Annotated in this window: 10 protein-coding genes; 4 read left to right on the forward strand and 6 right to left on the reverse strand. The window is 64.5% G+C overall.

Features of this window, described 5'->3' with window-relative positions; genetic code table 11:
* Positions 1 to 827 precede the first annotated feature (827 nt).
* Both ABNP31_RS19430 and ABNP31_RS19435 read right to left on the reverse strand, forming a co-directional pair.
* Complete coding sequence (locus ABNP31_RS19430; RefSeq protein WP_350012677.1) at positions 828 to 8,681, reverse strand: amino acid adenylation domain-containing protein; 7,854 nt, start codon at positions 8,679 to 8,681, stop codon at positions 828 to 830.
* Between the two features lies 1 nt (position 8,682).
* A complete protein-coding gene (locus tag ABNP31_RS19435) occupies positions 8,683 to 15,150 on the reverse strand; it encodes an amino acid adenylation domain-containing protein (RefSeq protein WP_350012678.1) in 6,468 nt (2,155 codons plus the stop codon).
* Positions 15,151 to 15,525: 375 nt separating this feature from the next.
* Here ABNP31_RS19435 and ABNP31_RS19440 point away from each other — a divergent pair, with 375 nt between their 5' ends.
* On the forward strand, positions 15,526 to 16,932 hold the full coding sequence (locus ABNP31_RS19440) for a PAAR domain-containing protein (RefSeq protein WP_350012679.1): 1,407 nt from the start codon (positions 15,526 to 15,528) through the stop codon (positions 16,930 to 16,932).
* 1,141 nt (positions 16,933 to 18,073) lie between these two features.
* Here the strand turns inward: ABNP31_RS19440 and ABNP31_RS19445 are convergent.
* Entirely contained in the window at positions 18,074 to 18,334 is a 261-nt protein-coding gene (locus ABNP31_RS19445) for a DUF3077 domain-containing protein (RefSeq protein WP_350012680.1), read from the reverse strand.
* A 466-nt stretch (positions 18,335 to 18,800) separates the two neighbouring features.
* Entirely contained in the window at positions 18,801 to 19,784 is a 984-nt protein-coding gene (locus tag ABNP31_RS19450; RefSeq protein WP_085665293.1) for a TauD/TfdA family dioxygenase, read from the reverse strand.
* A 181-nt stretch (positions 19,785 to 19,965) separates the two neighbouring features.
* Between ABNP31_RS19450 and azu the strand changes: the two genes are divergently transcribed.
* Entirely contained in the window at positions 19,966 to 20,415 is a 450-nt protein-coding gene (gene azu / locus ABNP31_RS19455; RefSeq protein ID WP_025340201.1) for an azurin, read from the forward strand.
* Positions 20,416 to 20,448: 33 nt separating this feature from the next.
* Positions 20,449 to 22,101, forward strand: a complete 1,653-nt coding sequence (locus ABNP31_RS19460; RefSeq protein WP_085665291.1) for a cyclic peptide export ABC transporter — start codon at positions 20,449 to 20,451, stop codon at positions 22,099 to 22,101.
* Between the two features lie 226 nt (positions 22,102 to 22,327).
* Here the strand turns inward: ABNP31_RS19460 and ABNP31_RS19465 are convergent, their stop codons facing one another.
* Complete coding sequence (locus tag ABNP31_RS19465; protein ID WP_085618090.1) at positions 22,328 to 23,263, reverse strand: aspartyl/asparaginyl beta-hydroxylase domain-containing protein; 936 nt, start codon at positions 23,261 to 23,263, stop codon at positions 22,328 to 22,330.
* A gap of 287 nt (positions 23,264 to 23,550) precedes the next feature.
* Positions 23,551 to 24,525 (reverse strand): cysteine synthase A, encoded by a 975-nt coding sequence (gene cysK / locus ABNP31_RS19470; protein ID WP_013973746.1) that lies wholly within the window; start codon positions 24,523 to 24,525, stop codon positions 23,551 to 23,553.
* A 134-nt stretch (positions 24,526 to 24,659) separates the two neighbouring features.
* Here cysK and ABNP31_RS19475 point away from each other — a divergent pair, with 134 nt between their 5' ends.
* Entirely contained in the window at positions 24,660 to 25,733 is a 1,074-nt protein-coding gene (locus ABNP31_RS19475) for a DUF748 domain-containing protein (RefSeq protein ID WP_137164624.1), read from the forward strand.
* Positions 25,734 to 25,821: the final 88 nt, after the last annotated feature.

Below are 25,821 nucleotides of genomic sequence, written 5' to 3' on the forward strand. Positions count from 1 at the left end.
TCCACCGCGTCGCCTGCTTCGCGGGCATACCCGCTCCCACAGAGCCACCACCGACTGAAGGAATGCGCCATACCTGTGGGAGCGGGCGCGCCCGCGAACACCGGCGCAGCCGGTGCCATCCACCGCGTCGCCTGCTTCGCGGGTGAACCCGCTCCCACAAGGGCCCCACCAGCTGAAGGAATGCGCTGTACCTGTGGGAGCGGGTTTACCCGCGAACACCGGCGCAGCCGGTGCCATCCACCGCGTCGCCTGCTTCGCGGGCATGCCCGCTCCCACAAGGGCCCCCACCAACTGAAGGAATGCGCTGTACCTGTGGGAGCGGGCGCGCCCGCGAACACCGGTGCAGCCGGTGCCATCCACCGCGTTGAACTGCTTCGCGGGTGAACCCGCTCCCACAGGGGCCCCATCAGCTGAAGGAATGCGCCATACCTGTGGGAGCGGGCGCGCCCGCGAACACCGGCGCAGCCGGTGCCATCCACCGCTTCGCCTGCTTCGCGGGCATGCCCGCTCCCACAGGGACCCCACCAGCTGAAGGAATGCGCCGTACCTGTGGGAGCGGGTTTACCCGCGAACACCGGCGCAGCCGGTGCCATCCACCGCTTCGCCTGCTTCGCGGGCATGCCCGCTCCCACAGGGACCCCACCAGCTGAAGGAATGCGCTGTACCTGTGGGAGCGGGTTTACCCGCGAACACCGGCGAAGCCGGTGCCATCCACCGCGTCGCCTGCTTCGCGGGCATGCCCGCTCCCACAGGGACCCCACCAGCTGAAGGAATGCCTCATATCTGTGGGAAAGGGTTTACCCACATGCACGGATCACATCAGGGCCTCAGGAAATCAGCTCATCAAGCTCTTCCATGCTCAGGCTATCGAGCAGCGCCAGGGATCTGGCCAACTGGTCCTGGGTGGAATCGACCAGGGGCGTCCTGGCTTCCAGTTGACGACTGAAGTCAGCCAGCACCGGGAACTCGAAGAGTTCTTTCAATTCGGCCACTACCCCCGCTTGCTCCCGGATGCGCACGATCACCGAGGTGGCCAGCAAGGAGTGCCCGCCAAGCTCGAAGAAGTTGTCACCCAGGCCAACCCTATCCACCTTCAGCACATCGGCCCAGATCGCCGCGATCTGCTGCTCCAAAGCACTCTGCGGCGCGATGTACTCGCCCTGCAACTGGCTGGCATCCGGCTGCGGCAGGGCCTTGCGGTCCAGCTTGCCGTTCGGCGTCACTGGCAGCTTGCCGAGCAGCAGCAGGTGCGCCGGCACCATGTAGTCCGGCAAACCGGCCTTCAGCGCCTCGCGCAGGCTGTCGCGCAATGCGCCTTCGTCTTGCGTGCTGTCGGCATGCACCACATAGCCCACCAGCTGCTTGCCGCTTGGCCCGTCCTGGGCCAGCACCACGGCTTCCTGCACACTCGGCAGTTCCAATAGACGCGCCTCGATCTCACCCAGTTCGATACGCAGGCCACGGATCTTCACCTGGTGGTCTATGCGCCCGGCATAGTCGATCACACCATCGGCGCGGTAGCGCGCCAGGTCGCCGGTGCGGTACAGGCGGCCGCCGTTGTCGCTGAACGGGTCCGGCACGAAGCGTTCGGCGGTCAGCGCCGGGCGCTGGTGGTAACCACGGGCCAGGCCGACACCACCGAGATACAGCTCGCCAGCACTGCCGCGCACCGCTGGTTGCAGGCTGCCCTCGAGGATGTGGGTCTTGAGGTTGTCGATCGGCTGGCCGATCGGCACGCTGATGCTTTCGTCCGGCTGGCAGGTCCAGTGGGTCACGTCGATCGCCGCTTCGGTCGGGCCGTACAGGTTGTACAGGCCCGCCGCCGGCAGGCGTTGCAGGGTCTGGCGGGCCAGTTCGGCCGGCAACGCCTCACCGCTGCACACCACGCGCTTGAGGCTGATGCAGCTTTCGACTGCTTCGTGGGTTATGAACGCCTGCAGCATCGACGGCACGAAGTGCAGCGTACTGATGCCGTGGTGGTTGATGGCTTCGACCAGCAGCTGCGGGTCGCGGTGCTCGCCGGGCTGGGCCATGACCAGACGCGCACCGGTCATCAGCGGCCAGAAGAACTCCCACACCGACACGTCGAAGCTGAACGGGGTTTTCTGCAACACGCTATCGCTGGCGTCCAGCCCGTAGGCCTTCTGCATCCAGCACAGGCGGTTGACCAGCGCCTGATGGCTGTTGCCAGCGCCCTTCGGGCGACCGGTGGAGCCGGAGGTGTAGATCACGTAGGCGAGGTTCAGCGGGGCCACGTCGACATTCGGGTTGGCATCGCTGTAGCCGTCGAAGTTCTCGGTGTCCAGGTCCAGGCTGCGCAGGCCGGCCGGGATCGGCAGGGCTTCGTGCAGGTGCGACTGGGTCAGCAGCAGGGCGATGCCGCTGTCCTCGAACATGTAGCTCAGGCGGTCCTGGGGATATTCCGGGTCCAGTGGCACATAGGCGCCACCGGCCTTCACGATACCCAGCAGGCCGACGACCATCTCCAGGCTGCGCTCCATGGCGATGCCCACCAGCACATCCGGGCCCACCCCCTGCTCGCGCAGCTTGTGCGCCAGCTGGTTGCTACGGCGGTTGAGCTCGGCATAGCTCAGGGTCTGCTCGCCAAAGGCCAGCGCCGGGGCATCCGGGGTGGCGAACACCTGGGCCTCGATCAGCTGGTGAATGCTGCGCTCGTCCGGGTACGTCGCCTGGGTTTCGTTCCAGCCTTCGACCATCTGTCGCTGTTCTGGCAGCCCCAGCATTGGCAGCTCGCCAATCACCGCGTCAGCATTCTCCGTCAGCGCCTGCAGCAGGTTGGCAAAGTAGCCAGCCAGGCGGCCAACGCTCTCGTCGCTCCACAGCGCACGGTCATGGCTGTACTGCATCGACAGCGTGGTGCCCAGTTCCACCACCAGGGTCAGCGGGTAGTTGGTCTGCTCCTGCACGGCCACATCGCCGAAGCGCAGGCCACCGGGCGCGCCCTGTTGCAACGCCTCGGCCACCGGGTAGTTCTCGAACACCAGGATGCTGTCGAACAAGGCGTCACCGCCCTGCCCCGCCCAGCGCTGCACATCGTACAGCGGGGTGTGCTCGAACTCGCGCACGGCCAGGTTGCCGGCCTGCACCTGGCCGATCCACTCGGCCACGGTCTGCTCGGCACGCGGGGCGCCGATCACCGGCAAGGTGTTGATGAACAGGCCGATCTGTTCCTCTACCCCCGGCAGGTCTGCCGGGCGACCGGCGACCGTGGCGCCGAAGCACACGCTGGCCTGGCCGGTGCAGCGTTGCAACAACAGCAGCCAGGCTGATTGCACCAGGGTGTTGACCGTGACCCGGTTGGCCCGGGCGAAGGCTTCGATGCGTGCGGTCTGCTCAGGCTCGAAGGCCAGGCGGTGGTCGCCATGACCGCTACCGCTTGTGCCTGCACTGCCAGCGATGGCCTGGGCCAGGCGGGTCGGCTCGTCCAGGGCCGCAAGCTGGGCTTTCCAGAAGGCTTCGGCAACGGCCGCGTCCTGGCCCTGCAGCCAGGCGATGTAGTCGCGGTAGTGCGTGGCCTGTGCCTGCGGCGCCAGGCCGGCATAGCGCTGCAGCACTTCGCCCAACAGCCGCGAGGTGCTCCAGCCGTCCATGAGGATGTGGTGGTTGGTGTAGATCAGGTGGTGGCGGGTATCGCCCGTGCGTACCAGAACCAGGCGCAGCAGCGGCGCGGCAGCAAGGTCGAAGCCGCGCTGGCGCTCACCCTCGGCCAGGGCCTGCAATGCCTGCTCCAGCGCCGGCTGGCCACGCCAGTCGTGCCCGCTGCACGGCAGTTCGACGGCCTTGCGTACCACCTGCACGGCCTGCTCCAGTTCGCCCTGCAGGATGAAACCGCTGCGCAGGATGTCGTGGGCATCGAGCGCGGCCTGCCAGGCCTGCTGGAAACGCTGCACATCCAGCCCATCCACATCCACGCGCAGCTGGTTGATGTAGTTGCCGGCCTGCTGGTCGTAAAGGGTGTGGAACAACATGCCCTGCTGCATGGGTGATAGCGGGTACACATCGGCGATCTGCCCGGCCTCCAGCGGCAGGCTGTCCAGTTGCGCCTGGGTCAGCGCGGCCAGCGGGAAGTCCGACGGCGTCACGCCTTGGTGCCGCGCATCGCAGCAGTGCTCGACCAGCTCTGCCAAGGCCTGCCCGTAGGCCTGGGCCAGCTTCTCGATGGTGGCCGGGTGATGAACGTCGGCGCTGTAGGCCCACTCCAGGAACAGCTCGCCGCCGTACACCTGGCCGGTGATGCTCAGCCAGTTGCCCAGCTGTGCGCCGGCACATTGGGTACGGCCTGCGCTTTCCCCGCTCGGGGTGAACAGGGCGCCGGCCTCGGCATCGAAGCTGGCATCGAACTGGCCCAGGTAGTTGAAGGTGACACGGGCCTGGGCGGCACGCTCGAGCCGGTCACGCACTTCAGCATCGCCGAAGTAACGCAGCAAGCCGTAGCCGAGGCCTTTGTCCGGCACGCCGCGCAGTTGCTCCTTGATCGCCTTGATCGACTGGCCAAGGTCCTGGCCGGGTGTGAGGCGCACCGGGAACAGGCTGGTGAACCAGCCCACGGTGCGGCTGAGGTCGAGGTCGTCGAACAGGTCTTCGCGGCCATGGCCCTCCAGCAGTACCTGCACGTTGTCCTGTGCGCTCCACTGGCACAGGGTGCGCGCCAGCGCGGTCAGCAGCAGGTCGTTGATCTGCGTGCGGTAGGCCGCCGGGGCCTGTTTCAGCAGCTTGGCGGTGCGCTCGGCATCCAGCCGCGTGGCAACGGTACGGGCATGGGTGTTGGCCAGGCTGCCCAGCGGGTTGTCACGCGGCAGTTCGGCGTGGTCGCCGGCCAGCGCCTGCAGCCAGTAGTCGTGCTGTGCTTGCAATGCGGGGCTGCCGGCATGGCTGGCCAGGCGCTCGGCCCAGGTCTTCACCGAGGTGGTCTTGGCGGGCAGGCTCACGGCCTGACCGTTCAGCAATTGCCGGTAGGCCGCTTGCAGGTCTTCCAGCAACACCCGCCACGACACACCGTCGACCACCAGGTGATGGACCACCAGCAGCAGGCGCTGCTGGCCATCGGCGAAATCGAACAGTTCGGCACGCAGCAGCGGCCCGCGCTCCAGGTTCAGGCTGGCCTGCACCTGGTTGCCGGCGGCGTCCAGCTCACTCAGTGCGGCCAGGTTGCGCTGGCGCAGCAGTGGTGCATTGTCCAGCGGCTGGAAGCGCGCCTGCCACTGGCTTTCGCCACGGCTGAAGCGCAGGCGCAGGGCATCGTGCTGCTCGACCACGGCGCGCAGGGCTGCCTCCAGGTGTTGCACCTGCACCGGGCTGGCAGGCTTGAGCAGCACCGACTGGTTCCAATGCGCCGGCTGGGCGATCTCCATCTCGAAGAAACGCGCCTGGGCCGGCAGCAATGCCAACTCGCCGCTGGTGGCGGTGTCCACGGCTGCGGCCGCAACCGCTTGCTTGGCCTCGATGCGCTTGGCTACCTGGGCCAGCTGGGCGATGGTCTGTTGTTCGAACAACTGCTTGGGGGTGATCCTGATGCCCTGGCGTTTGGCCCGGGCGATGATCTGCAGGCTGAGGATCGAGTCGCCGCCCAGTTCGAAGAAATTGTCGGTGCTGCCGACCTGCTCCAGCTTGAGCACATCGGCCCACACTGCGGCCAGCTTCTCCTCGATATCGCCTTGCGGCGCCACATAGCCACGGCTGACCGCGCCCGGTGCCGGCAAGGCACGCTTGTCGAGCTTGCCGTTGGCGGTCAGTGGCAGGCGCTCCAGCAGCAGTATCTGCGCCGGCACCATGTAGTCCGGCAGGCGTGCCTGCAATTGCGCCTGCAGTTGCTGCACGGTCACACCGGCGTCGGCCACACCGTAGACCACCAGCTGCAAGCGCTCGGCATCGCCCTCCAGTGGCAAGGCCAGTACCACGGCCTCGCTGACACCGGGCAGGCCGGCCAGCACCCGGCCGACTTCACCTGGCTCCACGCGATAGCCACGGATCTTCACCTGGTCGTCGGCACGGCCGATGAACTCGACCAGGCCATCGGCAGTCCGCCGCGCGCGGTCGCCGGTGCGGTACAGGCGGGCACCACCCTCGGTCGGCACGAAGCGTTCGGCGGTCAACGCTGGCTGGCCCAGGTAGCCCTGGGCGACGCCTTGCCCGCCCAGGTAAAGCTCACCGGGCACCTGCGCCGCCAACGGGTTGAGATAGCCATCCAGCACCTGGGCGCAGGCGTTGCCCAGCGGGCGCCCGACCGGCACCGTGCGGCAACCTGGCAGCGGCTGCCCCGGCTCGAAGGTGAGCACGCCTACAGTGGTTTCGGTCGGGCCGTAGTGGTTGATGACCCGGCAAGCCGGGCGCAGTTCGCGGATTTTTTCCAACAGGCCCCAGCTGCATGCCTCACCACCCAGGATCAATGCCTCGGCGGGCAGCACATCGGCGGCGCGGGCCGCTTGCAGCAAGCCTTGCAGGTGGCTCGGCACCAGCTTGAGCACGCCGACCTGGTGCTGCGCCATGTAGCTGGCGAAGCCATCCGGGTCGAACGCCAGTTCCTGTGGCAACAGGTGCAGCAGGCGGCCCGAAGCCAGGGCACCGAACAGCACGGTGTGGCCCAGGTCGGCCGCGGTGGTGGACACCATCGCCATGCTCGCTGCGGCCGGCAGTTGCAGGCGCTCCAGCACCGCCTGGGTGTAACTGGCCAGCGCCCCGTGGCTGACTACCACGCCTTTCGGCTGGCCGGTCGAGCCCGAGGTGTAGATCAGATAGGCCGGTTGTTCGGCGGCGATGGCCACCTCGACCGGGCTGTCGCTGCAGGTTGCCCAGGCGGTGTGATCACAGGCAATCAGCTGCACGCCGTCCAGGCCGGCGAAGCGCTGGTCGCCCGGCTCATGCAGGAGTATGGCGGCGCCACTGTCGGCAATCAGTTGTTGCAGGCGCTCCTGCGGCTGCTGGGTGTCCAGCGGCTGATAGGCGGCGCCGGTCTTGAGCACCGCGAGCAAGGCACCGACCCACTCGATGGAGCGCGGCAGGCACAGGGCGACGATGCTGCCGGCACCGACGCCGTGCTGACGCAGGTAGTCGGCCAGGCGGTTGGACGCCGCCTCCAGCCCGGCCTGGGTCATGAACCGGTCACCAGCACGCACACCGCCGTGGGCCTGGCCTTGCGCCATTGCCTGGCGCCACAAAGCGAGGAAGTTGCCGTGCGGGTAGGCCTGCGTGGCCGCCGGCAGCAGCGTCGCCACTTGCGGGCTGTCGACGATCGCCTGCTGCGGGTCACGGATCAGCGCATCCAGCACCTGGCGCAGCGAAGCGGCCATGCGTTCGATGGTGGCCTGCTCGAACAGGTCGGTGGCGTAAGTGAAGTAACCTTCGATGCCGTCGGCCTTGTCGGAGAAGTCGAACGCCAGGTCGAAGCGGGCATCGCCACCGTCACGGGCAAAGCCTTCCACCTCCAGCGCGCCCAGGCGCTTGCGCCCTGCATCGCTGGCGGCCACGTGCTGGTTGATCTTGAACTGGAACAGCGGGTTGTGGGCCAGGTTGCGCTCGGGCAGCAAGGCATCGACCAGGTGCTCGAACGGCAGTTCCTGGTGCGACTGGGCGCCGCCGATCACGTCTTTTACCTGCTCCAGCAGCGCGGCGAAGGTGGCGCGCTCGTCCACCTGCACGCGCAGCACCTGGGTGTTGATGAAGAAGCCGATCAGGCCTTCCAGCTCCTTGCGGTTGCGCCCGGCGTTCGGGGCGCCGATGCGGATGTCGGCCTGGCCGCTGTAGCGCGACAGCACCACCGCCATGGCCGCCAGTACCAGCACGAACAACGTGTGGCCACCCTTGCGCGCCTGGCTGCGCAGGGCCTCGGCCTGTTCGGCGCCGATGTCCACGCGCACCACCGCGCCACGCTGGCTGGGCGTGGCCGGGCGCTCGAAGTCCAGCGGCAGGCTCAGCACCGGCTGCTCGTCGCCCAACTGGGCCTGCCAGTAGGCCAGCTGGCGCTGCGCTTCACCGGCCTCGAGCCAGGCGCGCTGCCAGATGGCGTAGTCGGCGTACTGGATCGGCAACGCCGGCAACTCGGCCTGCCGGCCTTCGGCCAGGGCGCTGTATAGCTGGATGAATTCCTGCACCAGCACATCGCTGGACCAACCGTCGGAGATGATGTGGTGCATGCTCAGCGCCAGCACGTGGTGATCGGCGGCCACGCGCAGCAGGGTCACCCGCAGCAGCGGGCCGGCCAGCAGGTCGAAGGGCTGCTTGAGGGCGGCGTCCACCGCCACGCTCAGCGCTGCCTCGTCGGCGGCACCGTCGAACATCACCCGTTCCAGCGCCAGCGGGCAGTGCTCGAGGATTTCCTGGTAGAACTCGCCCTCCTCCGAGGCGAAGCGCGTGCGCAGCGACTCGTGGCGTTGCACCAGCGCATCCAGCGCCTGCTGCAGCACCGCCTGGTCCAGCGCGCCCTTCAGGCGTACCGCCATCGGCACGTTGTAGGCCGGGCTGTCGGGCTCCAGCTGCCAGAGAAACAGCAGGCGTTGCTGGGCGTACGACAGCGGAATACGCGCCAGGCCCTGACGTGCGGGCACGATGGGCAGCAGCCGGAAGCTCTGCCCGGTGGCCTGCATCTTTGCCAGGATCTGCTGGCGTTGCTCCACGGGGAGGCCAACGAAACGTTGGGCGATGCGTTGTGCGGCAGTGAGTTCCATGTCAGGCCTCTGTGAATGCATTCATCATTTGTTCGATATCGCTCAGGCCATCGTCGGAGAGCGACAGGCCCTGCTCGTCCAGTGCCTGGGCGAACGCGCGCAGTTCGGGGTGGCCGAAGATCAGCCGCAGGGGTATGTCCAGCCCCAGCTCGACGTTGATCCGCGACACTGCCTGGGCCGCCAGCAAGGAGTGGCCGCCCAGCTCGAAGAAGTTGTCGTTCAGGCCGACCCGGGCAACGTTAAGCAACTGCGCCCAGATGTTCGCCAGCTGCTGCTGCCGCTCGGTCTGCGGCGCCTGATATTCATGCTGTGGCTGGTTCGGGTCTGGCAGTGGCAGGGCCTTGCGGTCGAGTTTGCCGCTGGGGGTCAGCGGCATGCTCGGCAGGGTCACCAGGTAGGCCGGGATCATGTAGTCCGGCAGGCTGGCCTTGAGGTACTGCTTCAGGGCCTGGCGCAGATCGCCGCGGTAACCTTCGGCCGGCACCGCATAGGCGCACAGCTGCTTGCCACTGGGCAGGTCGACGGCCAACACGGTGGCTTCGCGAACGTCCGGGTGCGCCCGCAGGTACTGCTCGATCTCACCCAGCTCGATACGGAAGCCGCGCACCTTCACCTGGTGGTCGACCCGGCCGCGATAGGCCAGCTGGCCATTTTCGTCGTAGCAGCCGAGGTCGCCGGTGCGGTACAGGCGGCCACCGCCAACCGGGTCGAACGGGTCGGGGATGAAACGCTCGGCGGTGAGTGACGGACGCTGGTGATAACCGCGCGCCAGGCACCCTGCCCCGCCGATGAACAGCTCGCCGGGCACGCCCACCGGTGTCGGCGCCAGGCCATCGTCCAAGGCATACAGGGTACGCCCCGGCAAGGCACGCCCGATCGGCACGCCGCCCTGGCTGATCTGCTCCACGGTCATCTGCGAGCAGTCGTAGGTGGTGGCGACCACGGTGGCTTCGGTCGGGCCGTAGGTGTTCAGCAGGCGCACCGCTGGCGGGCCGTCGGCCAGCCAGGCGCGCAGGGCATCTTCCGGCACCGCCTCACCCCCCACGTGAATCTGCTTCAGCCGGCCATAGGCCTCGGGGGCGCGGCGCTCCAGCGCCAGCAGGCGCCAGTAGGCCGCCGGCAGGTCGGCCACGGTCACGCCGTGGCGGTTGATCTCGTCCAGCAGGGTGGCGGTGTCCCACAGCCGCAGGTCGCGCAGCACCACACAGGCGCCCTGGGCCAGCGGCGGGAAGAACTGCTCGATGAAGCCATCGAAGCTGATCGTGGCGAACTGCAGCACGCGATCGCCCGGGGTGAGGCGCGAATAGTCGCCGGCCACCTGGCAGAACAGCGACAGGGCCTGGTGGTCGATGGCCACGCCCTTGGGCATGCCGGTGGAGCCGGAGGTGTAGATGACGTAGGCGAGGTTGTGCGGTGCCGCCAGGTTGGCCAGCGGCTCGGCGGGCCAGGCGTGCAGCCACTCGGTGCCCGGCTCCAGTACCACGCATGGCAGTTGCTTGCCCAGTTGCAGGCGCTCACGCGAAGGAGCATCGGCCAGCAGCAGGCCGATATTGCTGTCCTCGACCATGTAGACCAGGCGTTCTTGCGGATAGTCCGGGTCCAGCGGCACATAGGCGCCACCCGCCTTGTGAATGGCGATCAGCGCCAGGGCCATGCCCAGACCGCGCTCGACAGCCACGCCAACCAGGCAGTCCGGCCCCACGCCCAGCGCCCGCAGGCGGTGGGCCAACTGGTTGCTGCTGCGGTCCAGTTCGGCGTAGGTCATCTGCTGGTCGTCGAAGATCAGCGCCAGCGCATCCGGCCGCTCGTGGGCCTGGAGTGACAGCAGCTGGTGCGCACACAAGCCGCTGCCAGCCTGGGGCGCCGGGTTCCAGCCGTGGGTCAGCTGCTGGCGTTCGGCACTGCCAAGGAAGTCCAGCTCGGCAATGCGGCGCTGTGGCTCGGCGCAGATGGCTTCCAGCAATGCTTGCCAATGCCCGGCCATGCGCTCGATACGTGCGACATCGAACAGGTCGGTGGAATAGTTGAATGAGGCAGTCACGCCGTCGGAGCGCTCCAGGGTATTGAGCGAAATGTCGTACTGCGCGCCCGGCTCCAGCAGGTCCACTTCCTTGACCTGCAGGCCGTGCAGGGCATCGCTGGATACCTGCTGGCCAAGGTCGCGCAGGTGGTTGTACAGCACCTGGAAGAACGGGTTCACACCTTGGCCACGGTCGGGGTACAGCGCCTCGGCTACCTCGAGGAACGGCACGTCCTTGTTGGCCTGTGCCTGCAAGGTGGTTTCCTTGATTGCCGCCAGCAACTGCGCGAAAGGCTGGCTGCCATCGACACTGATACGGGCCACCACCACGTTGATGAAGAAGCCGATCAGCCCTTCCAGCTCCAGGCGGTTGCGGTTGGTGACCGGCACGCCGATGTTGAGCGTGCCCTTGCGGCTGTAGCGCGACAGCACGATGGCATAGGCTGCCAGGAACACATGGAACAGCGTGGCGTTGGATGCCACCGCCAGTGCCCGCAGGCGCTCGGTGAGGGCCTGTGGCAGGCGCACGTCGAAGCGGCTGCCCTGGTAGCTTTTGACCTGCGGGCGAATGCGGTCGGCAGGCAGTTCCAGCACTTCGAAGTCGTCTTCCAGGCGGGCCTTCCAATAGGCGATCTGCGCCTGCATCTGCCCCTCGGCCAGCCACTTGCGCTGCCAGGCGGCGAAGTCGGCGTACTGCACCGGCAGTGGCTCGATGGTTTGCGCCTGGCCCGTGGCGGCGGCGTTGTAGGCGGCGGCGAACTCGCGCACCAGCAGGCTCATCGACCAGCCATCGGAGACAATATGGTGCAAGGTCAGCGACAGCAGGTGCTCCTGCGCATGCACCTTGAACAAGCGTGCGCGCAGCAGCGGGCCGCGCTCCAGATCGAACGGGACGAAGGCTTCGGCTTCCAGCTTGCGCATCTGCGCGGCGTGGTCCTGGCCGCTGAGGTCTTCGAAACCGATCGGTACCGTGGCGGCCGGCAGGATGCGCTGCCAGGGCAGGCCGTCGGCCTCGACGAACACCGTGCGCAACGATTCGTGGCGGGTTACCAAGGCATCCAGCGCAGCCTGCACGGCGCAGTGGTCGAGGTGGCCCTGCATGCGCACGGCCATCGGCGTGTTGTAGGCCAGGCTTTCGGGGTTGAGCTTCCAGAACAGCCACTGGCGGTTCTGCGAGCGGGACACCGGCAGCGGTTGCTGGCGGTCGAGGATCTCGATGTCCAGGCCTGCGCCCTGCTCGCCTTCGACCACTGCCTGGGCAAAGGCCTGCAGGTCGACGGTGTCGAACAGGCTGCGCAGCGGAATATCCACGCCCAGCTGCTTGCGTATCCGCGATAACGCCTGGGTGGCCAGCAGCGAATGGCCGCCAAGGGCAAAGAAGTTGTCGCCCAGGCCTACCTGCGGTACTTGCAGGACTTGCGCCCAGATCTGTGCCAATTGCGCTTGCAGCGGGGTCTGCGGCGCTTGATAGGCTACTTGGGTGGCGACGGGTTCCGGCAGCGCCTTGACGTCGACCTTGCCGTTGACCGTGACCGGCAGGTGCTCCAGCACTATCAGGTGGGTCGGCACCATGTGCTCGGGCAGCAGGCTCTTGAGGCTGGCGCGGACCGATTCCTGCCAGGCCAGGCTGTCGGCCGGCATCTGGCTGGGCACCAGCCAGGCAGCCAGTTGCAGTTGCGGCGCCTGGCCATGCACGCGCACCAGGGCATTGGCGACACCGCCCAGGGCACGCAGCTGGTTTTCGATTTCGGCCAGTTCCACGCGATAGCCGCGGACCTTCACCTGGCCATCCATGCGCCCGGCGAACTGCAGGTCGCTGCCTTGGCGAACCCAGTCACCGCTGCGGTACAGGCGCTGGCCGTGGCTGCCGTTCGGGTCGGGGACGAAGCGCTCGGCGGTGAGTGCCGGGCGGTTCAGGTAGCCACGGGCCAGGCCGGCGCCACCGATGTACAGCTCGCCCTTGGCTTTGGCCGGCAGGGGTTGCAGGCAGCGGTCGAGCACCGCGACGCGGGTGTTGGCCAGGGGCTGGCCGAGGCTGGCCTGCCCGTTCAGTTCGGCGACCAGCACACCGACAGTGGTTTCGGTCGGGCCGTAGTGGTTGAACACCTTGAGCGCCGGGGCCAGGTTGCGGATCTTGCCCAGCAGGCTCGGGCTGATGGCCTCGCCGCCGAGCACCAGGCACTGTGCCGGCAGCGCCGAGCGGCCAGCCACCAACATGGCTTCCAGGTGCGACGGTACGATCTTCAGCGCGTCTACCTGGTGCTCGGCCAGGTAGGCGGCGAAGCCTTCGGCATCCAGCACCTGCTCGCGTAGCAGCAAATGCAGGGTATGGCCGCCGCACAAGGCACCGAACAGCATGGTGTGGCCGAGGTCGGCTGCCGGGGTCGAGACCTGCGCCATGCTGCGGATACGCTCGAGCGGCAGGCGCGCGGCGATGCCTTCGACGTAGTTGGCCAGGGCGCCGTGGCTGACCGCCACACCCTTGGGCTGGCCGGTGGTGCCGGAGGTATAGATCACGTAGGCCAGGTTGGCCGGCGCCGGGGCGATGCGGGCGGCGCTGCCGTTGCCGGTTTGCGCCCAGTCCAGGCGCTGCACGCCCTCGGGCAGTTCGGCCTGCCAGTTACCGGGCGCCAGTACCAGGCGCGTGCCGCTGTCGGCAAGCATGTAGGCCAAGCGTTCGGCCGGCTGCTCGGGCTCCAGTGGCAGGTAGGCGCCACCGGCCTTGAGCACGCCGAGGATACTGGCGAGCATGCCGACACTGCGGTCGGCCAGCACACCGACCAGTGTGTCCGGCCCTGCTCCGGCTTCCACCAGCCGGCCTGCAATGGCCTCGGCGCGGGCATCGAGTTCGGCGAAGCTGGCCTGCTCGCCCGCAGCCATCACCGCCGTGCGTTCGGGGTGGCGGCTGGCGGCCAAGGCAAAACGCTGGTGAACCAGCAGCGTTGCGTCAGCCTGCACAGGCGCGCCAATGGCAGGGGCCAGGCCTGGCAATGGCAGCTCGCCGACTGCGCCACCCGCTTCGTCGGCCAATGCCTGCACCAGGGCCAGCCACTGCTCGCCAAGGGCTTCGACGGTGGCCATATCGAAAACGTCGGTCGCATAGGTGAACGCTGCGTGCAGCTGCCCCGCTCGCTCATGGGTGTCCAGCGCGAGGTCGAAGCCGGCACTGTGCTTTGCCAGCACGACAGGCGCCAGACTCAGGCCGGAGCGGGTCTCGATGGCCTGCACATCCGCCACCTGCGCCTGGTGGTTGAACAGCACGCGGAACAGCGGGCTCTCGCTGCTGCGCGGCAGGTCCAGGGCTTCGACCAGTTGCTCGAACGGCAGGTCCTGGTGGCTTTGCGCGCCTACGGCGGTTTCGCGCACGCGCTGAAGCAGGCCGGTGATGTCCAGCAGCGGGTCGATTTCGGTGTGCAGTACCTGGGTATTGATGAAGCAGCCGATCAGCCCTTGGCTTTCGGAGCGGTTGCGGTTGGCGATGGGCACGCCGACACGGATCGCCGACTGGCCGCTGTAGCGCTGCAGCAGCAGCTTGAAGGCGGCCAGCAGGACCATGAACAGGGTGACGTTATGCTTGCGTGCCAGGCCGCGCAGCCGTTCGGCGACATCTGCAGCGATGGGGAACTCGTGACGTGCGCCGCGATAGCTGGGGCGGCCCTGGCGGCTGCGGTCCAGTGGCAGTTCCAGCGGCGAATGGTCGTCGCCCAGGCGCGCCTGCCAGTAGGCCAGCTGGCGCTCCTGCTCACCGGCCTGGAGCCAGCTGCGCTGCCACAGGGCGTAGTCGCGGTACTGGATCGGCAGCGGTTCCAGGCGGGCTTCGCTGCCGGCCACGGCGGCATCGTACAGGTGCAGGAATTCGTCGATCAGCACGTTCATCGACCAGCCGTCGGCGACGATGTGGTGCAGGGTGAGCAGCAGGATGTGCTCCTGTGCCGCCAGTTGCAGCAGGCGCACCCGCAACAGCGGGCCGCTGGCCAGGTCGAAGGGGGCCAGGGCTTCGGCTTCGGCGATGGTTTCGATGGCGGCCTGACGGGCGTCTTCGTCCAGGCCGGCCAGGGCATCCTGGCGCAGCTGCAACGGGGCAGCGCTGGCATCGACCTGCTGGCGCACGTCATCGCCGTCGGCGACGAAGCGGGTGCGCAGGGTTTCGTGGCGGGCCACCAGGGCATCGAAGGCATGCTGCAGGGCTGCCAGGTCCAGCGGGCCATTCAGGCGCACGGCCATGGGCAGGTTGTACGCCGCACCTTGCGGGTCGAGCTGCCAGAGGAACCACATGCGCCGCTGGGCGTACGACAGCTGATCACGCTCGGCCACCTCCACCCCGGGCGCAATCGGCAGCACGGAAAAATCCATGCCCTCGCCCTGCAGCGCCTTGAGGAACAGGCGGCGCTTGTCGGGGCTGAGTTCGATGAAGCGGCGGGCGAGCTTGAGCGTTTGGTCGGCATTCATGTCGAGCGGTGTCCTGGCAGTCGAGCGGTAACTGTCAGACGAAGGTGTGGGGGGGTGATTTAGTGGCGCCAACCTTAGGCCCAGCACCATCCCTGTGGGAGCGGGCGCGCCCGCGAAGGGCCTAACGCGGTGTATGGCACCGGCTACGCCGGTGTTCGCGGGCGCGCCCGCTCCCACAGAGCCCTGCTAAATCAATGACTTATGTGTTGTTCTATGGAGCGGGCATGCCCGCGAAGAGGCCGGCATTGCCATCAATAAAATGACGTAGTCCAAATCTCTATTCCTTGTAGGACCCTTCCCAAACCCCCACCACCCCGAAAATACCCGCCAACCGCCTGCTAGGTTCCTGGCTTCCACCTGAAAAAGAGGCGAGCCATGAGCATGCGCATGAACATCTTCGGCCGATACCAAGGCCTGGACGGCGACGAAACCACCACAGGCGCCATCTGCATTGCCAGCCAAGCCAGGGGCCGTGTGCATGGCCGCGACTGGCTACTTCAAGGCGACCCGACCACACCCTGCCCGCTATGTGGACAAGCGGGCACCATCGTCGAGGGCGAAGTCCGCTGGCGACAGGATGGTATTCCCACGGCTCTGGACGGAGCACTGGTGCAATGCGGGTGCCCACAGGGCAGCAATCGCCTGGTTGCAAGTGGGTACGCACCTCCGGCTTCGCGCGGGGCACCCGCATCTGAGCCTGTTCGTGAGGCACCAGCACAGGCCCAGACGGGTAACCCGATAAGAAGTACCTATCAGCCTGAGGTGGTTCAGCCCTCGCCCACTCCTCAAGGCATGGAGCCCGGCTTCTACATCGTTCCGCGCTGTATGTCATACCAGGAAGTCCTGGCAGAGCTGGGCGCGCCGCAGGCCAACCTGCCTCGGTCAATTTTGGAGCGGCTGAACCCGACGTATCAGCGTGGTTTCAAGGCAGGTGAGATCTTTGTCATTGGTGATGGCTTGAGGCGCCCGGCGTGCACTCGGGAAGAGCATTTTGCGATGAGTGCGGCGAAACAGGCGCGGGAGGACTTGGCAGATCTCACAGCGGAAGAAGCTGACTTCTTGATGCGCCATCAGGCCGAAATTGCCGGATTACTCAGCGATGTGAGCTTGGCGATGGGGGTGACTGAGGCGATGGTTGCCAAATCGTTGGATGAAATCAGCGTCACATTGCAAAAAATTGAAGACCTGCATAGACAGCAATTCATCAAGCATGGGCATCTTCGCCATCCAGAGTTTTTTTCGGAACGTCAAAAACTGTTCAAAAAATTAAGCACAAACCTGAATGCGACTGTTCTGAACAAACACCTCAACCTTGGCAACTATGAAAGCCTACGACGGGACTTGGGAATCTCCTCGAGAAGCTTGGTGCACCATTGGAGCAAAGCTGGCGCCCCAGGACATATCCCTGGCTACTCGACACACTTAAACAAGCTGGCCAAAATGGCTAAATACTTGAAACACGGAGGGCGCATCGGTATTGCTGTTGGCGGAATTGGCTCAGCAATAAAAGTCTCCGAAGTATGCCAGGCTGGCAATACAAAGGCCTGTGAAAAAGTCCGAGTTACTGAAGCGGGAAATTTTTCTGGCGGCTTAGCCGGGGGATGGTTTGGCGCAAAGATGGGAGGAAAGGCCGCAACCCAAGTTTGTTGGAGAGCAGGTCCTGCGAGCTTGGTATGCGGAATAGTTATCACTGGCGGAGGAGCATTGGCGGGAAGCCTTGCAGGCATGAAAGGCGGTGAAAAAATCGGCGAAATAATTTTCGAGGCTTTTCAAGATGATTGATCATCTCGACATCAAGCTAAAACTATTTTTAGTCGCTTCCCCTTTCTGCCTCTGCCTAACCGCACTCGCGATGGATCTTCATATCGCATGCTCTCGTCAATATGAAGTAATGACCGCAGCACTCCACCGAAGCCCATGCCTCTCATATTCCGTCAGACTTTGGGGAGAGAAAAGTGTACGTTCAAGAATGCTGGTAACGTTCATGATAGCGGGTGCTATCACACTACCAAACTCCAGCATTCGAAAAGGCTCGCTTGATGCCCGGGATTTTGAGCAGCTCCCTAAACATCTGAAAGCCAAAATCACTATCGCATCATGGCTTAACACCGCCGGTTTTAGCTGGCTAATCATAAACTACTTCATAATATAACCACAACAGAGCTTCGAGATTTTCAAAATGATTGAGCATCTTGATGTAAAACTAAGACTATTTCTGTTAGGCACTCCTATCTGCCTCGCCTTAATCGGGCTTGTATCTGACCTTCACATTGCGTGCTCTCGCCAATATAAAGAAATGACCTCAGCACTCCAACGGAGCGCGTGCCTTCCATTTGCGACCGGCATGTGGGGAGAGAAAAAGATAGGTTCCAGAGTTCTAGTTATTTCTGTAATCGCTGGCGCCATTGGGTCCCCCGCCTCAAGCATTCGCAGCGGGCTATTGGATGAGCAAGACCATTTACAATTCCCTGAGAAGTTAAGAAGAAAAATTCTTATTGCATCATCACTAAACACCATTGGCATCGCTTGGATAGCCATCTATTACCTGACGAAACTGCTAGACTGAGAGACAAAACAGATGAACTCAAATCTTTCATATAACACCGAACCTCAAGCAAACCAGCGCACTCAAAAACACCGACTTCACGTAGTCTCTATATCGAAGCTGATCACCATTACCTAATTATCAGCTGGTCGCCCTCCGCCGCTCTACTTGCACTAATTTCTCATTATGCCAACCACTAAATGACGTAAAGATCGGTTTGCCACTGATTGTATGGTACCGGCTGCGCCGGTGTTCGCGGGCACGCCCGCTCCCACAGGAGTTGTGCACAGCCTGAGGCATTCTGCATAACCTGAGGCATGCACAATCCCTGTAGGAGCGGCTTTAGCCGCGAAAGGGCCAGCCCAGCCAATACAAGGATCAGCGCATCAAACCCAACTCGGCATCATCCAACAACGCCTTGGCCATGGCTGCAAAGTAATGCGATGCCCAGAGCATCTGCTGATCGCCATCCATCAAACCGGTCAGTGACAAGTCGCGTGCATAGCCCATCAGTTCCGAGGCTTGCTCCCGGGCGCTGCGGCAGGGGATGCCCTCAGCGATACGGAACAGCGGATGGGTTTGGCCTTCGCCTTGGTAGAAGTAGGTAACGCCTGGGGTGGTTTTGGTATAGTCGGTCATGGGTTTTCCTGAATGCTCGTTGACCGCCTCTTCCGTTTCCACACGAAGGGTGGCGGCTGTACACGGGGTGGAAACCCGAGTGCATTCAGAGAAACTCGGTAGGCACGAGGCCTCCCGGGTACAGCCGCCATGAACGACATAACCTGAAATGCTTGCTGCAGGTTTCCACACCCGATCGCTGAACCGTCAGCGACGGGCAAAGCCTAGAGTGCGGGATTTGCAGGAACAATCAGACGCGTGTCGACAGAGGTTGTAGGGTATTTCGCAGGGGGTGGAGTTGCCAGTCCCGAGGCGTAGGAAGAGTCTGGGATTGTTGTAGGTTGCAAGAGTTATGTCTGGGGAATGCATCTGGGCTGACAGGTGTTCGCCACAACCCTTTCAGTGCCTGTGAGATCGAGCGCCGCCCGCGCGGCGCATCGCGACGCAAGGCCGCTCCCACAGGGGCCTTGCAGTACCTTGAGAACTGTCAGCGCAACAACTCGGAATGCCCCTGCGCCATCGCCACCACCACCTTGCGCTTGCCGGTAAACGGCGACCGCGCATGCGCCGCGAGCATGTTGTCGAGCATCAACACATCGCTCTCCAACCACGGAAAGCTGATGGTGCATTCGTCCAGCACCCCGCGCACTTCATCGAGCAGCGAATCCTCGATGGTCGTACCGTCGCCGTAATACACGTTACGCGGCAGGTCCTCTTCCTCGACGATGTCCATCAACGACTCGCGCACTTCTGGCTGCAGGTTCGACACATGGAACAGGTGCGCCTGGTTGAACCACACATCCTCCCCGGTCACCGGGTGGCGCGCCACCACCTGGCAGCGCTGGCGGGTGCGCAATTCGCCGTCATCCTTCCAGATGCACTCGATGGCATGCGCCCGGCAATAGGCCTCGACCTGGCGCGGGTCTTCAGTGTTGAACACCTGCGACCATTCCACATCAAGGCCGTTGCCGTAGTTGCGCACGTACATCAGCCCCTTCTCCACCAGCCGCTCACGAATGCGCGCCGGCATGCGCCGGTACACCTCGCGGCTGTCGGCAATCGGCGTCTCGCCACCGGTCTCGGCGGGAATCACGCTGTAGAACCAGATCTTCATCGGCCATTCCAGGGTATAGGCCTGCTCGTTGTGCAGGGGGATGCTCTGGTGCGCCGGGTACTCGGTGGAGGTGTACACGCCCTTGGTCACGTTGCTGCGCGGGGTGGAGCCAAACTCGTAGTTGAGCAGCGGGTGACCGAAGGAAGCGGCGAACTGGCGGAACGCTTCGGCGCCACCCACCTCGAAGCCGCGAAACAGGATGCCGCCAGCCTGCAGCAGGTGCCGGTCCACCAGCGGCTGCAACTCGGCAAAGGCTTCCAGCAGGTCGATACCCGGCTCCGGCGCGCGCACCAGCAATGGCAGGTTGCCGCGTGCGGCGTCCAGGGGTTCGATCGCAAAGCTCAGCAGTTCACTCATGTCCGGTCACCTCAGGCCAGGGCCGCATAGGCGGCGAAATCGGGATGTGCGCCATGTCGGCGCCTGACTGAATGAACGAGCGGGCGATGGGGAAATTCACCCGGCCCGCACACACAGGTAAAGCCGGCGCGCGCCGGTTCGTCTGAACGATGTGCACCCTTCTATCGCCCAGGAACCGTACATGACTCGCCAGCTTCTGCTCCTCGCCCTGCTCGCCGTGGCCCCTGCCGCGTGGTCGGCAGAGCCATGCGCCGTGGAAATCCATGGCACCGACCAGATGACCTTCGACAAGGCCGCCATCACCGTGCCCAAGGCCTGCGCCGTGTTCACCGTCACGCTCACCCACCCTGGCGACATGCCGAAGAACGTGATGGGCCACAACTGGGTGCTGAGTACCCAGGCCGACATGCAAGGCGTGCTCGACGACGGCCAGAAAGCCGGCGAGGCACTGGACTACGTGAAGCCCGGCGATACCCGGGTGATCGCCCACACCCGCCTGATCGGCGGCGGTGAAACAGACAGCATCAGCCTCGACGTCCGGTCGCTGAAGGCAGGTACCGCGTACAGCTTCTACTGCTCGTTCCCGTTCCATGGCACCTTGATGAAAGGCTCCCTGACCCTAGGCAGCTGACCCGCCCCCACCTCACCAGCGAGATCACGCTTCATGAAAACCTCCTCCCCCGGGGCCATCCGCGAATTGCTGGGCCTGCTGAAACCCTACCGCCCGGCGGTAATCGTCTCGGTGCTGCTGGGCATGCTCGGCGGCCTTGCCGTGACCGCCCTGCTGGCCACCGTCAACCAGGGCCTGCATGCCGCTGGCGGTATGAGCCAGGGCGTGATCCTGGCCTTCGCCGGCCTGTGCGTGCTGGCCCTGGTCAGCAGCGTGGCGGCTGACAGCGGCACCAACTACGTTGGGCAGAAAGTCATCGCCAGGCTGCGCAAGGACCTCGGCGCCAAGGTGCTGTCGGCGCCGATCGAGCAGATCGAGCGCTACCGCACCCATCGCCTGATCCCGGTGCTGACCCGCGACGTCGACACCATCAGCGACTTTGCCTTCGCCTTCGCCCCGCTGGCCATCTCGCTCACCACCGTGACTGGCTGCATGGCCTACCTGGCCTGGCTGTCGTGGCCGATCTTCCTCATCACCCTGGCGGCCATCGGCATTGGCAGTGGTATTCAGTACGTGGCCAGGCAGAAAGGCGTGGCCGGCTTCAACGCCGCCCGCGATGCCGAAGACAACCTGCAGAAGCACTACTCGGCCATCGCCGAGGGCGCCAAGGAGCTGCGCATCGACCGCCGCCGCCGCCACGCCATGCTGACCCGCAACATCCAGGGCACCGCCGACTTCATCGCCAACACCCATATCCGCGCCATCAACATCTTCGTCGCGGCCAAGAGCCTGGGGTCAATGCTGTTCTTCGTGGTCATCGGCCTGACCCTGGCCCTGCAATCGCTATGGCCGAGCAACGACCCGGCGGTGATGAGCGGCTTCGTGCTGGTGCTGCTGTACATGAAAGGCCCGCTGGAAACCTTGATCGGCAACCTGCCTATCCTCGGCCGCGCCCAGGTGGCGTTCCGCCGCATTGCCGACCTGTCCGAGCGCTTCTCCTCGCCCGAGCCGCACCTGCTGCTGGAGCCGCCGGTCAAGCGCACCGCCCCGGCCAGCGCGCACCTGGAACTGCACAACGTCGAGTACGCCTACCCGCCGGTGGACGGCAACGAGCCGTTCCGCGTGGGGCCGGTGAACCTGAGCATCGAACCGGGCGAGATCCTGTTCATCGTCGGCGAGAACGGCTGCGGCAAGACTTCGCTGATCAAGCTGCTGCTGGGCCTGTACACCCCGCAAAGCGGCGAAGTGCGCCTGAACGGCAAGGCCGTCGGCCCGGAGGGGCTGGATGACTATCGCCAGCTGTTCACCACGGTGTTCGCCGACTACTACCTGTTCGACGACCTGCCCGAGCATGAACACAGCCTGCCCAGCGATGCCACACGCTACCTGGAGCGGCTGGAGATCGCCCACAAGGTGAGCGTGCGCGATGGTGCCTTTACCACCACCGACCTGTCGACCGGCCAGCGCAAGCGCCTGGCACTGGTCAATGCCTGGCTGGACGGGCGGCCGGTGCTGGTGTTCGACGAATGGGCAGCGGACCAGGACCCGACCTTCCGCCGGGTGTTCTACACCGAGCTGCTGCCGGACCTGAAGCGTTTGGGCAAGACCATCATCGTGATTTCGCATGATGACCGGTACTTCGATACGGCGGACAAGGTGGTGCACCTTAGCCGGGGGAAAGTGGTGGAGGCGTTGGAGCCGGCTTGAGGCAGCAAAGGGGGCTGCGCGCCCCCTCATCAACCACAATCTATAATCGCTCTATAGTCTTTCTATAATTCCCTATAAACACCGAACCAGAGTGGTTTGCTGAGAGGGCGCCGGGGGCGCTTTGCGCCCCTATCGCGACACAAGGCCGCTCCTACAGGGGTACTCGATCACCTGTAGGAGCGGCCTTGTGTCGCGATGGGCTGCAAGGCAGCCCTAACAGGCAGAATCAGAACAACCAGTGATACAACAGGTACACCACCACCGCCGCCAGCACCGGCCGCAGCACGCGGTAGGCCTTGGGGTTGGCGCGCTTGAACTGCTTGACCTTGCTACTGATCCGGTTGCTGAAGCGCTTGCTCCAGGCGTAGGCCTGGTTGATCCCGCCCACACGCTCGTCGTCGGTGTTCTGCGGCGCGGTGGCACGGCCGAGGAAGGCGCTGACCTGGCGGTTGATGCGGGTCATCAGTGGGCTGCTTAGCGGGCGTTCGATGTCGCAGAACAGGATCACCCGGGTAACGTCGGTCTCGTTCTTGACCCAGTGCACGTAGGTTTCATCGAACATCACGTCCTCGCCGTCACGCCAGGCATATTCCTCGCCATCGACGTAGATGCGGCAAGCATCGGAGTTGGGGGTGGACAGGCCCAGGTGGTAGCGCAGGGAACCGGCGAACGGGTCGCGGTGCGGGTTCAGGTGGCTGCCGCCGGGCAGCAGGGCGAACATCGCGCCCTTGACGTTGGGTATGCTGCTGACCAGCTCGACGGTACGCGGGCAAAGGGTTTCGGCAGAAGGCAACGGTTTGTCGTACCACTTCAGGTAAAAGCGCTTCCAGCCTTTCTTGAAGAACGAACCGAAGCCTGCGTCGTTATCCTTCTCGGCGGCGCGGATGTAGCCCTCGTCGAACAGGCGCATGGCCTCTTCGCGGATTTCCTGCCAGTTGTCCTTCAGCACGTCCAGCTCGGGGAAGCGCTGGCGGTCCAGGTAGGGCTTGGACGGTACGCCGGAAAACAGGTACATCAGGCTGTTATAAGGGGCGAACAGCGCCGAATGGTTGACGAACTGGCGCAACACCGGCAAGCGAGCCTTGCCGCGCAGGTGCACGAACAGCACGCTGCCAAAAAACACCAGCAAGACACCCGCCTTGGCTGCAAAGGAAAAGGTCATGCTTTCACTCCTTGAGGAAGAAACAGGGCTGCGCGCCCTGCACTCCGATAAATCATCCTGCCATCATAAACTGATGCCGCCAGGGTAAAAACAGCCTGGGCAGCAACTCAATCATGAAGATTTTGCAATAAACCACGCTGGCGAGCATTGCTGCGGGTCAGCAGTAGGGCATGAAACCTGGTGGCGCCTTGCGCCCCGTTCGCGACACAAGGCCGCTCCTACAAGGGATTGCGACCTGTTGTAGGAGCGGCCTTGTGTCGCGATGGGCTGCAAAGCAGCCCCAGAACTTACTGCTGGTTTTCCTGCTCGCTGAACATGTCGCTGAACAGCATGCTCGACAGGTAGCGCTCGCCGGAGTCCGGCAGAATCACGACGATGGTCTTACCCTGCATTTCCGGCTTTTCGGCCAGGCGCACGGCCGCCGCCATCGCCGCACCACAGGAAATGCCACAGAGGATGCCCTCTTCCTGCATCAGGCGGATGGCCATGGCCTTGGACTCTTCGTCGGTCACCGTTTCCACCTGGTCGACGATCGACAGGTCGAGGTTCTTCGGCACAAAGCCTGCGCCGATGCCCTGGATCTTGTGCGGGCTGGGCTTGAGCTCTTCGCCGGCCAGGGTCTGGCTGATCAGCGGCGATGCCACTGGTTCCACCGCCACCGACAGGATCGCCTTGCCCTGCGTATGCTTGATGTAGCGCGAAACACCGGTGATGGTGCCGCCGGTGCCGACGCCCGCCACCAGCACGTCGACCGCGCCGTCAGTGTCGTTCCAGATTTCCGGGCCGGTGGTTTTTTCGTGGATCGCCGGGTTGGCCGGGTTTTCGAACTGGCCCGGCAGGAAGTACTGGGCCGGGTCGGAGGCGACGATTTCGTTGGCTTTCTCGATGGCGCCCTTCATGCCCTTGGCCGGGTCGGTCAGCACCAGCTCGGCACCCAGCGCCTTCAGCACCTTGCGGCGCTCCAGGCTCATGGAGGCGGGCATGGTCAGCATCAGCTTGTAGCCACGGGCGGCGGCGACGAAGGCCAGACCGATGCCGGTGTTGCCCGAGGTGGGTTCGACGATGGTCATGCCCGGCTTGAGCTTGCCGCTGCTTTCGGCGTCCCAGACCATGTTCGCGCCGATGCGGCATTTGACCGAGTAGCCCGGGTTACGCCCTTCGATCTTGGCCAGGATGGTCACGCCGCGCGGGGCAATGCGGTTGATCTGCACCAGCGGTGTGTTACCGATGGAGTGGGCGTTGTCTGCAAAGATACGGCTCATGGCAGGGGTCCTTGGCATGAAAAAAAGCAGGGAAAGACCTCAAGGGTAAGCCCGGGCCGGTGGCCCGTAAAGCCTGTTCGAACTCACGCGGACTCGTTGCGGTCAACCGCATATCCTGCGTTGGAGACACTTCGATGAGAGCCCGTTATCGCTGGCCGCTGATCGGCCTGGCCAGCCTGATCGTGCTGTTGGTGGCGCTGCACCTGGCCCTGCCCTACCTGGTGCGCGACTACCTCAACGACAAACTGGCCGACATGGGCGACTACCGTGGCCAGGTGGCCGATGTGGACCTGGCCTGGTGGCGCGGCGCGTACCAGATCAATGGGCTGAAGATCGTCAAGACCACCGGCAAGGTGCCGGTGCCGTTTCTCGACGCGCCGCTGATCGACCTGTCGGTGAGCTGGCACGCCCTGTGGTACGACCGCGCAGTGGTTGCCGAAGTGGTGTTCGACCGGCCGGAGCTCAACTTCGTCGATGGCGGCAACAAACAGAACTCGCAGACCGGTCAGGGCACCGACTGGCGCCAGCAACTGGAAAAACTGCTGCCGATCACCCTTAACGAGGTTCGCATCGACAAAGGCGTGCTGACTTTCCGCAACTTCAACTCCAAGCCACCCGTCAACCTGAAGGCCACTCAGCTCGATGCCAGTATTCGCAACCTCACCAACATTCGTGACGAAAAGGGCCGACGTGATGCCAGCTTCGATGGCACGGCGCTGATCGTAGGCGATGCCAAGGTGGAAAGTCGCGCCACCTTCGACCCGTTCAGCGATTTCGATGACTTCGAGTTCCGCCTGCGCGCCACGGGTATCGAGTTGCGCAAGCTCAACGACTTCGCCAGCGCATATGGCAAGTTCGACTTCAATGCCGGGCACGGCGATGTGGTGATAGAGGCCGAGGCGACCAACGGCCGTTTGAATGGGTACATCAAGCCACTGTTGCGGGATGTGGATGTGTTCGACTGGCAGCAGGATGTGCAGGAAAAGGACAAAGGCTTCTTCCGCTCAGTCTGGGAAGCGCTGGTGGGCGCGACCGAGACGGTATTGAAGAACCAGCCGAAGAACCAGTTCGCGACCCGGGTAGAGCTCAGCGGTAGCGTGCACAAGCAGGATATCAGCGCCTTCGAGGCGTTTCTGCAGATCCTGCGCAACGGGTTCATTCAGGCGTTCAATGCGCGGTATGAGCGTGACGCGCCGGATTCCGACTAGGATCGAGTGACGGGGCATTCAGGGACTGAATACCTGGTCTGCGTTTCCAGTCGGCGAACCCCGCGTTATAGTCGGTGACAAATCGAAA

Source organism: Pseudomonas asiatica, assembly GCF_040214835.1.
Lineage (GTDB): Bacteria > Pseudomonadota > Gammaproteobacteria > Pseudomonadales > Pseudomonadaceae > Aquipseudomonas > Aquipseudomonas putida_Z.